We start from the raw sequence: 15,698 nt of genomic DNA, 5'->3' as shown, positions 1-15,698 counted from the left end.
CGGTGAGCAAGGAGCTGTAAGCACGGCCAAGGCCAGAGCAGGATGAGGGACCTGGGACCAGGACACTCCGCCACGTCATCGCGCGTCACAGCGCGTCGGGATGTTGGGAGCCTGGTTCTTCGCAAGGAACGCTTGTGCGCACCCCTTGGTGGCCCGCCGTCGTCCTCGTCGCATCAACCGCGGCGGCACGACGGCATCAGAGGCCGGATACATGACTGCTCCTGAACCGACTGGCTCAAACCGATGCTCACAAACCCTTGCGAAACGGGGGCCGTCCATACATGACAGGGAGGGTGGAATGACCGTCGAGGAAGAGCGAAGGTCGCTCTGCCTCACTCACCCCCGCGCGAACACCCGCGCCGCACCCACCGCCAGCGCCACCCGGTCCCCCGGCTCGTAGACCTCCGTCACCTTCACCTCGACCGGTGCTTCCGCCCCGTCGAGCAGAATCTCCGCCACGGTGCCCCGCCCGGTGCGGCGCCACTCGCGCACGGTGCCGGGCAGGGTGCCGGGCCCCTGCCCGACCGTGAGGTCCCAGGGCCGCAGGCAGAGATCGACCGGCCCCTGCGGCCAGCCCGGCTCCGCCGCGATCACCGGGCGGCCCGCCACCCGGACCTCGCCGCCGGAAACCTCGGCGGGCAGGCGCGCGGTCTCGCCGACGAAGGACATCACGAAGCGCGAGGCCGGATGGTCCTGGACCTCGTGCGGCGCGCCAACCTGCTCGATGCGGCCCCGGTTGAGGATCGCGATCCGGTCGGCGAGCTCCAACGCCTCGTCCTGGTCGTGGGTGACGAAGATCGTGGTCTGGCCGGTCTCGCGGTGGATCTCGCGCAGCCAGCGGCGCAGGTCCTTGCGCACCTGGGCGTCCAGCGCGCCGAACGGCTCGTCGAGGAGCAGCACCGAGGGCTCGACCGCGAGGGCGCGGGCGAGCGCGACGCGCTGGCGCTGGCCGCCCGAGAGCTGGCCGGGATAGCGCCTGGCGAGGTCGGGCAGCTGCACCAGCTCCAGCAGGCGCTCGACCCGGCGGCGGATCTCGTCCTCCTTCGGCCGGTGGGCCCGGGGGCGCGACCGCAGGCCGTAGGCGATGTTCTCGAACACCGTGAGGTGCCGGAACAAGGCGTAGTGCTGGAACACGAAGCCGACGCCGCGGCTTTGCACGGCGATGTCGGTGGTGTCCTGCGAGCCGAAGAACACCCGGCCGCCGTCCGGAATTTCGAGGCCGGCGATGACGCGCAGGAGCGTCGTCTTGCCGGAGCCCGAAGGGCCGAGCAGCGCCAGGAGCTCGCCCGGCTCGATCGCCAGGCTGACACCTTCGAGGGCCGCCGGACCGCCGCCGCCGTAGCGCTTGACGATCCCGTCGACCCGCACCGAGGTGCCGGCGTGGCGCAGGCGCTCGGGCGAGGCGGCCTCGAAGGGCTGAGCCTGGGCCTGCACGTCGCGGCGCAGGGACAGGGTGCTGGGAGCGAATCCTGCCGTCATCTCAGTGGGCTCCGCGTCCGGCCAGCGCATCCGCGTGGCGCCATTCGAGGAAAGTCTTGCCCGCCAGGGTGACGAGCGCCAGGAGCGCCAACAGCGAGGCGATCCCGAACGCCGCCACGTAGTTGTACTCGTTGTACAGGATCTCGACGTGCAGCGGCATGGTGTTGGTGAGCCCCCGGATGCGACCCGACACGACGGAGACGGCGCCGAACTCGCCCATCGCCCGGGCGTTGCAGAGCAGCACGCCGTAGAGCAGGGCCCAGCGCACGTTGGGCAAAGTCACGGTCCGGAAGACCCGCCAGGGGCTCGCCCCGAGGGTCAACGCGGCTTCCTCGTCCGTGGTGCCCTGATCCTGCATCAGGGGGATCAGTTCGCGGGCCACGAACGGGAAGGTGACGAACACGGTCGCGAGCACGATGCCCGGCACCGCGAAGATGATCTCGATGCCGTGGCGGTTCAGGAACGGCCCGAACAGCCCCTGCGCCCCGAAGATGAGCACGTAGATCAGCCCCGCCACCACCGGCGAGACCGAGAACGGCAGGTCGATGAGGGTGATGAGCAGGTTACGGCCGCGGAAGTCGAACTTGGCGATGGCCCAGGAGGCGCACAGGCCGAACACGACGTTGAGCGGCACCGCGATCACCGCGACGAGGAGCGTCAGGCGGATCGCCGCCAGCGCATCCGGCTCGGCGAAGGTGGCGAAGTAGGCGCCCACGCCCTTGCTCAGCGCCTCGACGAACACCACCGCCAGCGGCAGCAGCAGGAACAGGCCGAGGAAGGCGACCGCCACCAGGGTCAGGGCGATGCGGACCGGGCGCGGCTCGGTCAGCGCCGCGTGCGGGCCGCGCGCGGTGGGGCCGTTCGACGGGCGAATGGAGGGGACAGCGGTCTCAGACATGGCCGAACCTGCGGCGGCTGACGTCCTGGACGAGGTTGATGGCCAGCAGCGCGGTGAACGACATCAGCAGCATCACGGCGGCGATCGCCGTGGCACCCGCATAGTTGAACTCTTCGAGCTTGATCACGATCAGCAGGGGCGCGATCTCCGAGACGTAGGGCAGGTTGCCGGCGACGAAGATCACCGAGCCGTACTCGCCGACGGCGCGGGCGAAGGCGAGGGCGAAGCCCGTGAGCATCGCCGGGATCAGCGGCGGCAGGATCACCGTGACGAGAGCCCGGAAGCGCGAGGCGCCGAGGATCGCGGCGGCCTCCTCGCTCGACTTGTCGATCTCGGCCACCAGCGGCTGCACCGTGCGGACGCAGAACGGCAGGCCGACGAAGACCAAAGCCACCAGGATGCCGAGGGGCGTGTAGGCGACCTTGATGCCCAGAGCCATCAAGGGCTCACCGAGCCAGCCGTTCGGCGCGTAGAGGCTGGCGAGCGCGATGCCGGCCACCGCCGTCGGCAGCGCGAAGGGCAGGTCCACGAGCGCGTCGATGATCCGCCGGCCGGGGAAGCGGTAGCGGGTCAGCACCCAGGCGATCAGGAGCCCGAACACCGCGTCGATCGCGGCCGCCGCGAGCGACAGGCCGAACGAGGTCTTGAGCGCCGCGAGGTTGCGGGAATCGGTGACGAGCGCCCACAGGCCCGCCGGGCCGACGCTGGCGGCGCGCAGGAGCAGCACCGCCAGCGGCAGCAGCACCAGCAGGGTCAGGTAGGTGAGCGTGATCCCGAAGGTCAGCCGGAAGCCCGGCAGCGCGCTCGGGCGGCGGAAGCGGGAGGCGGCCCGCCCCGCGGGCAGGGCCGCGGCGCCGCTCATTGGCGGGCTTTCAGGATGGCGTCGAACACGCCGCCATCGTCGAAATGCGTCTTCTGGGCCTTGGCCCAGCCGCCGAACGTGTCGTCGATGGTGACGAGCTTCAGCTTCGGGAAGCGGGCCAGGTCCTCCTTGGCCGCCGCGGACTCGTCGCGCGGGCGGTAGAAGTTCTTGGCGATCAGGCGCTGCGCTTCGGGCGTGTAGAGGAACTGCAGGTAGGCCTCAGCCTGCTTGCGGGTCCCCTTCTGGTCGACGTTGGCGTCGACGAGCGCGACCGGCGGCTCGGCCAGGATCGAGAGCGAGGGCACGACGATGTCGAACTTGCCCTTGCCGAACTCCTCGTCGGCGAGGAACGCCTCGTTCTCCCAGGCGATCAGCACGTCGCCGAGGCCTCTTTGCACGAAGGTGGTGGTGGCACCGCGCGCGCCGGTGTCGAGCACCGGCACGTTCTTGAACAGGGCGGTGACGAAGTCCTTCGCCTTGGCCTCGTCGTTGCCGTTCTTCGCGAGCGCGTAGGCGTAGGCCGCGAGGTAGTTCCAGCGCGCGCCGCCCGAGGTCTTCGGGTTCGGGGTGATGACCTGGATCCCCGGCTTCACCAGGTCGTCCCAGTCCTTGACCACCTTCGGGTTGCCCTTGCGGACCAGGAACACGATGGTCGAGGTGTAGGGCGTCGAGTTGTTCGGCAGCCGCGTCTGCCAGTCGGCGGGCAGCTTCTTCGAGCGGGCGGCGATGGCGTCGATGTCGCTGGCGAGCGCCAGCGTCACCACGTCGGCCGGCAGCCCGTCGATCACCGAGCGGGCCTGGGCGCCGGAGCCGCCATGCGAGGCGCGCACCGTCACGGTCTCGCCGGTCTTGGCCTTCCACTCCTTGGCGAAGGCCGCATCGATCGCCCGGTACAGCTCCCGGGTCGGGTCGTAGGAGACGTTGAGGAGCTGTTGCGCCTTCACCGGAGCGGGGGCGCCGGCGAGCGCCAGGAGCGAGGCCGCGGCGACGAGCGCCGGGGACGAGCCCCGGAACAGCCGCTTCAGCGAACCGAGGAGGCCGCCGCCAGCGGGAACCGTCTCAGACTTCGCCTCGGTCGTCTTCACCTTGGTCCCGCCCTGGGGGGTGGCCTGGGGTGCCTGGACGAGCCCGAGCGCCGCGGTGTCGGTGGTCGCCCGGTCGATCAGGATCAGGCTGCCGGTGTCGCGGTTCTGGCGGTAGGCGTCGACCGCGACCTTGCGATCGAGGCTCAGGGTGACGTTGCCGATGTCGTTGGCGCTTAAACGCTCGGCCGGCACGCCCTGCCCGGTCTCGGTGTCGATGCGCGCGCGCACCGCTTCGACCACGGCATTCGCCGTCACCGTCCCGACCTTGGCGAGGTAGGTCGCGCCCGGCGTCAGCTCGGCCTCGTTGGCCCAGAACAGCCGCACCTCGAGCCGGTCGCTCACCAGCGGGACTTGCGCCGCTGCCGCGATGACGCTGCCGCGGGAGGCGTCGACCTCGTCGGCGAGCACCAGGGTCACCGACTGGCCGGCGATCGCCCGGTCGAGGTCGCCGTCATAGGTGACGATCCGGGCGACCGTGGACGCCGTACCCGAGGGCGCCACCACCACCGCGTCGCCGACCGCGACCGCGCCGGAGGCGATCAGGCCGGAGAAGCCGCGGAAGTCGGAATTCGGCCGGTTGACCCATTGCACCGGCATGCGGAAGGGGGCGACCTCCTCCTCGACATGGGCCGGCACCTCTTCGAGGTACTGGAGCAGCGGCGCGCCGGTGTACCAGGGGGCGGCGGTGCCGGGCAGCACCACGTTGTCGCCGTTCGCCGCCGAGAGCGGGATGCCGGTGACGTCGGTGAAGGTCAGGTCCTTCGCGAAGGCCTGGAACTCGGCCACGATCGCCTCGAACCGGTCCTGCGACCAGCCGATCAGGTCCATCTTGTTGACCGCCAGCACGACGCGGCGGATGCCGAGCATCGAGACCAGAAGCGCGTGGCGCCGTGTCTGCGGGCTGAGACCCTTCCTCGCATCGACCAGCAGCACCGCGACCTCGGCGGTCGAGGCGCCGGTCGCCATGTTGCGGGTGTACTGGACGTGGCCGGGGGTGTCGGCGACGATGAACGAGCGTCGCTCGGTCGAGAAGAACCGGTAGGCGACGTCGATGGTGATGCCCTGCTCGCGCTCGGCTTGCAGACCATCAACCAGGAGCGCCAGGTCCAGCTCGCCGCCCCGCGTGCCGTGGCGGCGCGAATCGCGCTCCAGCGCACTGACCTGATCGTCGAAGATCTGCTTGGTGTCGTGCAGCAGGCGCCCGATCAGGGTCGACTTGCCGTCATCGACGGAGCCGCAGGTGATGAACCGCAGCACTTCCTTCCGCTGGTGGGCGGCGAGGAAGGCCTCGTAGCCGAAGGCGCGGGTGGATTGATGCACGGTCATCAGAAGTAACCTTCCTGCTTCTTGCGCTCCATGGCGCCGGCGCCGTCCTTGTCGATCACCCGGCCCTGCCGCTCGGAGGTGCGGGCGGCCAGCGTCTCGCCGATGATCTCCGGCAGGCTCGCGGCGTCGCTCTCCACCGCCCCGGTCAGCGGGTAGCAGCCGAGCGTCCGGAACCGGACCAGGCGCATCTCCGGCGTCTCGCCGGGATTCAAGGGCAGGCGCTCGTCGTCGACCATGATCAACTGCCCGTCGCGTTGCACCACCGGGCGCTCGGCCGCGAAGTAGAGCGGCACGATCGGGATGTTCTCCTGCTCGATGTAGAGCCAGATATCGAGCTCGGTCCAGTTCGACAGCGGGAAGATGCGTAACGACTCGCCGCGCTGCTTCTTCATGTTGTAGAGGTGCCAGGGCTCGGCGCGCTGGCGCTTCGGGTCCCAGCGGTGCTGGGCGGTGCGCAACGAGACGATGCGCTCCTTGGCGCGAGAGGCCTCCTCGTCGCGCCGCGCGCCGCCGAAGGCCGCGTCGAACTTGTGCTTGTCGAGGGCCTGGCGCAGGGCCTGCGTCTTCATCACGTCGGTATGGACCTCGGAGCCGTGGCTCACCGGCCCGATGCCGCGGGCGAGTCCGTCCGGGTTGGTGTGGACGAGGAGGTTGAGGCCGAGCTCCTTCGCGCGCCGATCGCGAAACGCGATCATCTCGCGGAACTTCCAGGTCGTGTCGACGTGGAGCAGCGGGAACGGCAGCCGGCCCGGCGCGAAGGCCTTGAGCGCCAGGTGCAGCAGCACCGAGGAATCCTTGCCGATCGAGTACAGCATCACCGGGTTCTCGGTCTCGGCGACCGTCTCCCGCATGATGTGGATGCTCTCGGCCTCCAGGCGCTGGAGGTGGGTCAGGCGGTCGAGGCCGTCGGTACGAACTTTGAGGGCGGCGCTCATGCGGCCAGCTCCGGGTTGCTCTTGATCGAGGAAGACTTGGTCGAAGATGATTCGGGCGCGTGTTGGCTTGCCGGCTCGAACGCGGCGGGCTCGCGACCGGGGGTGATCGCGCTGCCGGGCGCGCCCGCGACGTGCAGGCCGCATTCCTGCTTGCCCGCCTGCTCCCACCACCAGCGGCCGGCCCGCTCGGGCTCGCCGACCTTGACGGCGCGGGTGCAGGGCGCGCAGCCGATCGACGGGAAACCGCGGTCGTGCAGCACGTTGTAGGGCACGTAGTTCTGGTGGATCAGCTCGGCGAGCGCCTCGCGGGTCCAGTCGGCCAGGGGGTTGAGCTTGATCAGCCCGCGGGCATGGTCGGCCTCGGCGAGCGGCGTCTCGGCCCGGTTGGCCGATTGCCCGGCGCGCAGGCCCGTGAGCCAGCCGGCGGCGCCGGCGAGCGCACGGCCGAGGGGCTCGACCTTGCGGAAGCCGCAGCAGGCCTGGCGCGCCGCCACCGAGTGGCGGAAGCCGTTGATGCCCGATTCCGCGACGAAGCGTTCCTCCGCCTCGCGCTCCGGCGCGTAGGCGCGGATCCGGAAATTGTACGCCGCCTCGGTCTCGGCCCAGACGTCGTAGGTCTCCGGAAAGAGCCGGCCGGTATCGAGGGTCACGATCTCGGCGCGCGACTTCGCCATGCGCAGCGCGTGGGTGAGCGCCTGATCCTCGAGGCCGAAGCTCGTGGTGAAGACCAGGCGGCCGTCCACCGTCGCGTCGATCAGCGCGAGGCGCGCCGGCAGGGCGAGGGGACGCAGGCGCGCGGCCAGCTCCTGCGCCGCGCGGTCGAGAGAGAGGGTCATGGAGAGCCCGGGATTGGCTGCTTGTGTGATGCGGTAACTGTTCGCTATACCGAACACTGTCAAGGCATGGCTGGGATGCGATCCCGGAGATTTTCATCCCCTTCGCACCCGTATCCCGCGATAGTCGGGATCCGGCCACCCCCAGGGTAGAAAATCCGTTCCCTTCCCGAGGGTCAGTCTTGAAAGAATCTTCTCCAAAAGCGGAGCCGCGCAGTGGATGCCATCGATTTGAAGATCCTCGCCCTGCTCCAGAACGACGCCACCCTGTCGATCGCCCAGATCGGGGAGCGCGTCGGCCTGTCGCAGACCCCCTGCTGGAAGCGCATCCAGCGCCTGGAAGCGGACGGGGTGATCGACCGCCGGGTGGCGGTGCTGGACCCGGTGAAACTGGGTCTAGGGTTAACGGTCTTCGTCTCGATCGAGACCAGCGACCATTCCCGCGAATGGCTGGAGCGCTTCGCCGCAACCGTCTCGGGGATGCCCGAGGTGCTGGAATTCTACCGCATGGCCGGCGACGTGGATTACATGCTCCGCGTCGTGGTGGCCGACATGCAGGCCTACGACGCCTTCTACAAGCGCCTCATCGCGGTGCTGCCGCTGAAGAACGTGACGTCGCGCTTCGCCATGGAGAAGGTGAAGAGCACCACCGCTCTGCCGCTCCCGAGCGCCCCCTTCGTCCAGCCCCTCGCGGCCAGCGGAAAATAATATTCTCTTTCCGGCCTCGCCGACGATAGCGATGTTCTCCCGTGGGCCCGTTCTTCAAAAAGAACATTTTGGTTGACTCCGGCGCGGCGCGGGCACATCTGTGCGGGCATGTCTCGCTCCGCGCTTCTTCCCCGCACGGCTCCCTTCGGCGACGCCGAGCGGGCCCATCTCGACGCCGCCCTCGGCTCCACGACCGCCCTGCAGCGGGCGTGGCTGGCGGGCTTCCTCGCCGGCCTCGACGCCGCCGGAGGAAGTGCCGCCGCCGAGGCCCCCGCCCCGGCCGCCCCGCCGCGGGCCGCCGAGCCGCTGACGATCGTGTTCGCCAGCGAGTCCGGCAACTCGGAAAAGCTCGCCGGCGACGTGTCGAAGCTCGCGCGCAAGAGCGGCTTCAAGCCGAAGGTCGTCGACTTCGCCGACCTCGACGTCGCCGCGCTCGGCAAGGAGAAGCGCCTCGTCGTCATCGCCGCCACCTGGGGCGAGGGCGAGCCGCCGGCCCGGGCCGTGCGGGCCTATGGCGAGATCATGGGCGAGGGTGCGCCGCGCCTCGACGGGGTCGAGTTCGGCGTGCTGGCGCTCGGCGACACCTCCTACGCGGAGTTCTGCGCCATCGGAAAGCGCCTCGACGAGCGCTTCGAGGCGCTGGGCGCCAAGCGCGTGCTGCCGCGGGTCGATTGCGACCTCGACTTCGACAAGCCGGCCGCCGCCTGGATCAAGGACGCCCTCAAGGCGCTGGCTCCGGCCGAGCCGGCCGGCAACGTCGTGGCGGTGGATTTCGCCCGCAGCACCGCCGACGAGGATGCCGAGGTCAGCCGCGAGCCGGTCACCGTCGAGGTGATCGAGCACGTCAACCTCAACTCGTCGCGCTCCGACAAGGAGACGATCCACCTCGCGCTGGCCTTCGAGGACGCGGCCCCGGCCTACGAGCCCGGCGATTCCCTCGAACTCTACCCCGAGAACGATCCGGCCCTGGTCGAGCAGATCCTGAAGGCCGCCGGCCTCGAGGGCGATTCGGTCCTGCGCCAGGCGCTGCTCGCCGAGCGCGACATCACCACCTTGTCCGCCGCGACGGTCGAGCGCTTCGTCAAGGCCACCGGCCACGAGGACGCGCGCCGCCTGATCGAGTCGAACGAGGTCCGGGCCTGGATCGAGGGCCGCCACCTGATCGACCTGATCGAGACCTACCCGGCGAAGCTGACGGCGCAGCACCTGTCGGACATCACCCGGCCGCTGCCGCCGCGGGCCTACTCGATCGCCTCCTCGCGGGCCGAGGTCGGCGACGAGGCCCACCTGACTATCGCGGCGGTGCGCTACACCACCCATGACCGCGCGCGCACAGGCGTCGCCTCGGTCCACGTGGCGGACCGGATCCGCACCGGCGCGAAGCTGAAGGTGCGGGTGAAGCCGAACAAGCATTTCCGCCTGCCGAAGGATCCGGCGACGGACATCATCATGGTCGGCCCCGGCACCGGCGTGGCGCCGTTCCGCGCCTTCGTGCAGGAGCGCCGCGCCACCGAGGCGCCCGGCCGCAACTGGCTGTTCTTCGGCGACCGCCACTTCACCCACGACTTCCTGTACCAGCTCGAGTGGCAGGAGGCCCTGGAGGACGGCTCGCTCAAGCGCATCGACGTCGCCTTCTCCCGCGACCAGCCCGAGAAGATCTACGTCCAGGACCGGATCTGGGAGCAGCGCCGGGAACTGGTGTCCTGGCTCGACGGCGGCGCCCATTTCTACGTCTGCGGCGACGCCAAGGCGATGGCGAAGGACGTCCGGGCGGCTTTGGTGCGGGCCTTCGCCGACGTGAAGGGTCTCGACGCCGCGGCTGCGGAGGCCGCCGTCGCCGGCCTGGAGCGCGGCCACCGCTACCAGCAGGACGTGTACTAGGACTAGGCACGTCTCCCCTCTCCCGTGTGGGAGAGGGGCCGTGGGGATCGAAGATCCCGCGTGAGGGTGCTACGGTTCTGAGTCGGGCACCGAACGTCGCGCTGCCAGCACCACGCTCAGTGTTTGATCCTGAAGCGTGTCACCCTCACCCCTCCCCCTCTCCCACTCGGGAGAGGGGATCCCGCTTCTCATTCGGCGCTGTCACGTGCCGGAGATGCCGGTAGATTACCGCCGTACCCGGCGACCGAACGGACACCACTCCCATGGCCGACCACAAGACCGCCGAGACCCCTGCTGCCGAGCGCGTCTACGAGACGCCGCCGACCGAGCGCCCGATCACCGACGCGGAGGCCGCCCGCGCCGCCAAGCTCTCGGCCAACGAGCACATCAAGATCGCCAGCGGCTACCTGCGCGGCACGCTGGCGGAGGGCCTGCTCAAGAACGCCACCGGGGCGATCTCGGACGATGACGGGCAGCTCGTGAAGTTCCACGGGATGTACCTGCAGGACGACCGCGACCTGCGGGCCGAGCGGACCAAGAAGAAGCTCGACAAGGCCTACTCCTTCATGATCCGCCTGCGCATCGCCGGCGGCGTCGTGACGCCGAAGCAGTGGCTGATCCTCGACGAGATCGCCCGCACCTACGCCAACGGCACCCTGCGGGCGACGACGCGCCAGACCTTCCAGTATCACGGCGTCATCAAGTCGAACCTCAAGCGCACGATGGCGGCGATCGATTCGGCGCTGCTCGACACGATCGCGGCCTGCGGCGACGTCAACCGCAACGTGATGGCGGCGACGAATCCGGCCCAGAAGGGCGCCCACGAGGCGGCCTACAAGCTGGCGAAGGACATCTCCGACAGCCTGCTGCCGAAGACCAATGCCTGGCGCGAGATCTGGCTCGACGGCGAGCGCGTGGTCGGCGGCGAGGATGCGGCGGAGGTCGAGCCGGTCTACGGCAAGACCTACCTGCCGCGGAAGTTCAAGACCATCGTGGCGGTGCCGCCCTCCAACGAGGTCGACGTCTACGCCCACGACCTCGGCTTCATCGCGATCCTCGACAAGAAGGGCAAGGTGACGGGCTGGAACGTCACCGTCGGCGGCGGCATGGGCATGACCCACGGCGAGACCGACACCTTCCCGCGGACCGCCGACGTGATGCTGTTTGCCGAGCCGGACTACGCGCTCAAGGTCGCCGAGGCGGTGATGACCGTCCAGCGCGACTGGGGCAACCGCAATGTCCGCAAGAACGCCCGCCTGAAATACACGATCGAGCGCTACGGCCTGAAGGCCTTCCGGGCCGAGGTCGAGAAGCGCGTCGGCCGCGCCTTCCAGGATCCGAAGCCCTTCACCTTCACGGGCAACGGCGACCGCTACGGCTGGGTCGCGGGCGACGACGGCAAGCACCACCTGACGCTCTACGTGCCGTCGGGCCGGATCAAGGACGTCGAGGGCGGGCCGCAATTCCTCGCAGGGCTCCGCCGCATCGCCGAGGTGCACCAGGGCGATTTCCGCCTCACCGGCAACCAGAACGTCATCATCGCCAACGTCCCGGCAGACAGGAAGGCGGAGATCGACGCGCTGGTGCAGGAATACGGCCTCACCACCGGCGCGGGCGCTCTGCGCCGCAACAGCCTCGCCTGCGTGGCGTTGCCGACCTGCGGTCTCGCTCTCGCCGAGAGCGAGCGCTACCTGCCGAGCCTGATCGACGAGCTCGAGGTGAGCCTGGCCTCCCACGGCCTGTCTGATGACGACATCACGATCCGGATGACCGGCTGCCCGAACGGCTGCGCCCGGCCGTTCATCGCCGAGATCGGCCTCGTCGGCCGCGGGCCCGAGCGCTACAACCTCTATCTCGGTGCTGCCTTCGACGGGTCGCGGCTGAGCAAGCTCTACGCCGAGGACGTCACGGCCGCCGACATCCGCCCGAAGCTCGATCCGCTCTTTGCGGCCTACGCCAAGGACCGGCAGACGGGCGAGCGCTTCGGCGATTTCGTGATCCGGGCCGGCTACGTGGCGAAGACCAGCAACGGGCCGGACTTCCACGTGCAGACGGGTGCGCAGAAGGCGGTGGCCTGATCCGTGCGGCGGCGGGGTCGCCCCTACCCCGCCGCATCCAGCTCCCTGACGATCGCCGCGATCACCCGCGGATCGGTCGGCTCGACCGGTGTCGCGAAGGCGGCGGCCACGTGGCCCTCGCGGCCGACGAGGTACTTGTGGAAGTTCCAGCGCGGGGTCTCGGCCGGCTTCTCGGCGGCGGCCCAGCGGTAGAACGGATGCGCCTGCGGCCCGGTCACGCTGGTCTTGGCGACCACCGGGAAGGTGACGCCGTGGTTCTTGCGCGCGGCCTCGGCGATCGCCGCCCCGTCGAGGGGTTCCTGGTGCCCGAAATCCGGCGAGGGCACCGCGATCACCGTCAGCCCGCGCGGGCCGAACCGGGTCCAGAGCTGCTGAAGGCCGGCGAATTGCGGGGCGTAGCCGCAGGCGGTGGCGGTGTTGACCACGAGGATCGGCTTGCCGGCATGCTCCGCCAGCGCCAGGCTGCCGCCCTCCGGCGTCGCGAAGCTGAAGGCGGAGGCGGTCGCACCGCTCTGGAGCGGCGCGGCCCGGGCCGGGAGGGCGAGCGCCCCGGCGATCAGACAAAGGGCTTCGCGGCGGACGACCGGCATGATGCTCCCTCTTACGGAACCCGTCCGATTGTCCCCCGATGCCACGGACGGCGCAAGCGGTCGTGCATGCTCAAGCTTGCTCATGGTCGGGTGATCGGACGCAACTTCCCGTGAACTTCCCCGCGACTGTCACGTTGTTCCGGCAGCACTGATCGGGAGGATGGCGATGGGCGGGCACGAGATCCTGGATTGTTTCGAGCATCGCCGCGACGGAGCCTGGGTCTGCACCCGGCCGGTCACGCTGACGACCCCCCGCGAGAGCGTGGCGATCCGGCCCGGCATGCGGTTCGACTACGGCAAGAAGGTCGGCGGCGTCGATCTCGCCGAGTATCTGGAGCGGCTGGGGTCGCAATTCGGCTCCTGACGAGGCGGCACGGGGGTGACGCAGAGATGCCACACCCCGCGCGAAGGTCGCCGGTGCCTTTTGACCCACCTATGATCGGCACGATAGGCTTCGCGGATGATCCCTGCCCTGTCCGCATCCTCTCCGGTCGAGGAAACGGTGCCCGACACCCGCTGCCGCATCCTGGCGACAGCGGAGCGCTTCTTTCGTGAGATCGGCTACCAGAAGACCACGGTGGCCGACATCGCCAAGACGCTGCGGATGAGCCCGGCCAACGTGTATCGGTTCTTCGACTCGAAGAAGGCGATCAACGAGGCGGTAGTCGCCCGCCTCATCGGCGAGGTGGAGGCGCGCATCGCCGCGCTCGCCGACCGGCCCGGCCTCCCCGCCGAGGCCCGCCTGCGCGAGATCATCGTCTTCCTGCACCGCGACGCCGTCGGCCGCTTCACCGGCCACCCTCGCATGCACGAGATGATCGAGGCGGCGATGTCCGAGAGCTGGGACGTCTGCCGCCACCATGTCGACCGGATCACCGCCGTGCTGGAGCGCGTCATCGCCGACGGTGCCGCGAGGGGCGAGTTCACGGTCGAGGATCCGGCGGTGGCGGCGCGCTGCGTCCACACGGCGATCGTGCGCTTCTGCCACCCGGTGCTGGTGGTGCAGTGCCCGGAGGATTTCGTGCCGGCGCTCGACGCGATGATCCGGTTCCTGATGGGAGCGCTGAAGGCGGGGCAGGCTGGTTCGCAAGCTGTTTAAGCTGAGCTCAAGTCTCGCGAACACACCTCACGGCCCGATTTACAATGACCCCACCATCCGCGGCGGGGCAAGAGGTCAACACGCCGCTACGTTGACCGCCAGCCCGCCCAGCGACGTCTCCTTGTACTTCGCCTGCATGTCGTGCCCGGTCTGGCGCATCGTCTCGATGACCTGGTCGAGGCTGACGCAATGCACGCCGTCGCCGTGGAGCGCCAGGGACGCCGCGGCGACCGCCTTGTTGGCGCCGAAGGCGTTGCGCTCGATGCAGGGGATCTGCACCAGCCCCCCGACGGGGTCGCAGGTCATGCCGAGATGGTGCTCCATGGCGATCTCGGCGGCGTTCGCCACCTGGCGCGGGCAGCCGCCGAGGACGGAGGCGAGGCCCGCCGCCGCCATCGCGGCCGCCGAGCCCACCTCGCCCTGGCAGCCGACCTCGGCGCCGGAGATCGAGGCGCGGCTCTTGATGAGGCCGCCGATCGCCGCCGCCGTGAGCAGGTAGTCGCGGCCGCGCGCCTCGTCCCAGCCGGGGCAGAACTCGGCGGCGTAGCGTAGGACCGCCGGCACGATGCCCGCCGCCCCGTTGGTCGGCGCGGTGACGACCCGGCCGCCCGCGGCGTTCTCCTCGTTGACCGCGAGGGCAAACAGGCTGATCCAGTCCATCACCTCGTGAGGCGGCCGGCTGTTCGAGAGCTTGCTCGCCTCCAGCGTGGCGTGCAGCCGCCGGGCGCGGCGGCGCACCGCGAGGCCGCCGGGCAGCACCCCGTCCATCCGCAGGCCTCGCGCGATGCAGGCGAGCATCGCGTCGCGGATCGCGTCGAGCCCGGCATCGATCTCGGCGTCGGGGCGCAAGGCGCGCTCGTTCGCCCGCTGCACCTGCGCGATGGTGAGCCCGGACGCGGCACAGATCGCCAGGAGGTCGGCGCCGCTGGCGAAGGGATAGGGCACCGCGATCGCGTCGAGACCGGCCTCGGCCCTATTGCCGTCGGTCTCCACGAAGCCGCCGCCGACCGAGTAGCAGACCACCTCGTCGCGGACCGTGCCGGCGCCGTCGAGGGCGCGGAAGCGCATGCCGTTGGTGTGGCGCGGCAGGACGTCCGTGAAGTTGAAGGCGAGGTCGCGGGCGGGGTCGAAGGCGATGCCGGGCAGTCCGGTCTCGGCGGTCTCGGCCAGCGCCCGCACCTCGTCGACGATCCGGTCGGGATCGATCGTCGCCGGGTCGTGCCCGCGCAGGCCGAGGCCGATCGCCGTATCGGTGGCGTGGCCCCGCCCGGTCCAGGCGAGCGACCCGAACAGCTCGACGCTCACCCGCACTACGTCGGTTCGGGACGCGATCCGCGCGCGAAAGCGGCGTGCGGCGACCATCGGGCCGATCGTGTGCGAGCTCGACGGGCCGATGCCGATCTTGAACAGGTCGAAGGCACTGATCATGGGTCGCCTCAGGGCCTGCTGGTGTTGACCGGTGGAATTGAAACCCTCCGCGTCATCCCGGGGCCGCGAAAGCGGAATCCGGGATCCATAACCGCCGGGATCTCAGGACGAAGCGGAACGCAATCCGCCTGGTTCGGCATCCTCAGCGGTTATGGATCCCGGGTTCTCGACTGCGTCGAGCCCCGGGATGTTGGGGTGGACGGCCCCCGCCGGCATCATAAGTGCCAGGTTGAGGTCGTCTGACACCCAACCGAGGAGACCGTCCGTGACGCAGATTAGCATCATCGGCCTGGACATCGCCAAGTCCGTCTTCCAGTTCGAGGCCCAGGACGCGCAGGGCGCCGTGGTGAGCACCGAACGCGTCTCGCGCGACAAGCTGCTGCCGGCGCTCAAGAAGATCCCCGCCACCATCGTGGCGATGGAGGCCTGCGCCACCGCCCATCACTGGGCGCGCCAGATCCGGGCTCTGGGCCACGAGGTGCGCCTGCTGCCGCCG

At 69.9% G+C, this 15,698-nt stretch carries 13 protein-coding genes and 2 pseudogenes; 6 read left to right on the top strand and 9 right to left on the bottom strand.

Annotation, left to right across the window (positions count from 1 at the left end; genetic code table 11):
* Positions 1-336 precede the first annotated feature (336 nt).
* From BM430_RS33250 to BM430_RS33225, 7 genes and pseudogenes are all read right to left on the bottom strand, one after another.
* Entirely contained in the window at positions 337-1,479 is a 1,143-nt protein-coding gene (locus tag BM430_RS33250) for a sulfate/molybdate ABC transporter ATP-binding protein (RefSeq protein ID WP_093571450.1), read from the bottom strand.
* Between the two features lies 1 nt (position 1,480).
* Positions 1,481-2,377 carry a sulfate ABC transporter permease subunit CysW gene (gene cysW, locus BM430_RS33245; protein ID WP_177303256.1) on the bottom strand — a complete coding sequence of 299 codons (897 nt, stop codon included), beginning with the start codon at positions 2,375-2,377 and terminating at the stop codon, positions 1,481-1,483.
* Positions 2,370-3,239 carry a sulfate ABC transporter permease subunit CysT gene (gene cysT / locus BM430_RS33240; protein ID WP_093571449.1) on the bottom strand — a complete coding sequence of 290 codons (870 nt, stop codon included), beginning with the start codon at positions 3,237-3,239 and terminating at the stop codon, positions 2,370-2,372. Before cysT ends, cysW begins: the two co-directional genes overlap by 8 nt.
* Positions 3,236-4,210: a sulfate ABC transporter substrate-binding protein gene (locus tag BM430_RS35475; protein ID WP_244539783.1), complete on the bottom strand. Its 975-nt coding sequence runs from the start codon at positions 4,208-4,210 to the stop codon at positions 3,236-3,238. Before BM430_RS35475 ends, cysT begins: the two co-directional genes overlap by 4 nt.
* Before the next feature lie 33 nt (positions 4,211-4,243).
* Positions 4,244-5,650, bottom strand: a pseudogene (cysN, locus tag BM430_RS35470) (sulfate adenylyltransferase subunit CysN); the annotation flags it as partial.
* Positions 5,650-6,585, bottom strand: a complete 936-nt coding sequence (cysD, locus tag BM430_RS33230; RefSeq protein WP_093571447.1) for a sulfate adenylyltransferase subunit CysD — start codon at positions 6,583-6,585, stop codon at positions 5,650-5,652. The pseudogene cysN and the gene cysD, both read right to left, overlap by 1 nt.
* A complete protein-coding gene (locus tag BM430_RS33225) occupies positions 6,582-7,421 on the bottom strand; it encodes a phosphoadenylyl-sulfate reductase (RefSeq protein WP_093571446.1) in 840 nt (279 codons plus the stop codon). Before BM430_RS33225 ends, cysD begins: the two co-directional genes overlap by 4 nt.
* A 213-nt stretch (positions 7,422-7,634) precedes the next feature.
* Between BM430_RS33225 and BM430_RS33220 the strand changes: the two genes are divergently transcribed.
* From BM430_RS33220 to BM430_RS33210, 3 genes are all read left to right on the top strand, one after another.
* Positions 7,635-8,126 carry an Lrp/AsnC family transcriptional regulator gene (locus BM430_RS33220; RefSeq protein WP_093571445.1) on the top strand — a complete coding sequence of 164 codons (492 nt, stop codon included), beginning with the start codon at positions 7,635-7,637 and terminating at the stop codon, positions 8,124-8,126.
* A gap of 108 nt (positions 8,127-8,234) precedes the next feature.
* On the top strand, positions 8,235-10,007 hold the full coding sequence (locus tag BM430_RS33215; RefSeq protein WP_093571444.1) for a diflavin oxidoreductase: 1,773 nt from the start codon (positions 8,235-8,237) through the stop codon (positions 10,005-10,007).
* A 263-nt stretch (positions 10,008-10,270) separates the two neighbouring features.
* The gene (locus BM430_RS33210; RefSeq protein ID WP_093571443.1) at positions 10,271-12,085 is read left to right on the top strand and encodes an NADPH-dependent assimilatory sulfite reductase hemoprotein subunit; all 1,815 of its coding nucleotides are present in this window, start codon (positions 10,271-10,273) and stop codon (positions 12,083-12,085) included.
* A gap of 23 nt (positions 12,086-12,108) precedes the next feature.
* On the opposite strand, the gene BM430_RS33205 is transcribed toward BM430_RS33210, so the two are convergent.
* Complete coding sequence (locus BM430_RS33205) at positions 12,109-12,675, bottom strand: glutathione peroxidase (RefSeq protein WP_093571442.1); 567 nt, start codon at positions 12,673-12,675, stop codon at positions 12,109-12,111.
* A gap of 166 nt (positions 12,676-12,841) precedes the next feature.
* Here BM430_RS33205 and BM430_RS33200 point away from each other — a divergent pair, with 166 nt between their 5' ends.
* Complete coding sequence (locus BM430_RS33200) at positions 12,842-13,039, top strand: hypothetical protein (RefSeq protein ID WP_093571441.1); 198 nt, start codon at positions 12,842-12,844, stop codon at positions 13,037-13,039.
* 96 nt (positions 13,040-13,135) lie between these two features.
* Entirely contained in the window at positions 13,136-13,774 is a 639-nt protein-coding gene (locus BM430_RS33195; RefSeq protein ID WP_093571440.1) for a TetR/AcrR family transcriptional regulator, read from the top strand.
* A gap of 75 nt (positions 13,775-13,849) precedes the next feature.
* On the opposite strand, the gene BM430_RS33190 is transcribed toward BM430_RS33195, so the two are convergent.
* The gene (locus BM430_RS33190; protein ID WP_093571439.1) at positions 13,850-15,202 is read right to left on the bottom strand and encodes an L-serine ammonia-lyase; all 1,353 of its coding nucleotides are present in this window, start codon (positions 15,200-15,202) and stop codon (positions 13,850-13,852) included.
* 265 nt (positions 15,203-15,467) lie between these two features.
* Here BM430_RS33190 and BM430_RS33185 point away from each other — a divergent pair.
* Positions 15,468-15,698: pseudogene (locus BM430_RS33185) on the top strand (IS110 family transposase); the annotation flags it as partial.

Origin of the sequence: Methylobacterium sp. 174MFSha1.1 (assembly GCF_900116815.1) — a bacterium.
GTDB lineage: Bacteria > Pseudomonadota > Alphaproteobacteria > Rhizobiales > Beijerinckiaceae > Methylobacterium.
The sequence above is the reverse complement of the archived record's forward strand: the minus strand, read 5'-3'. Positions and strand labels throughout refer to the sequence as shown.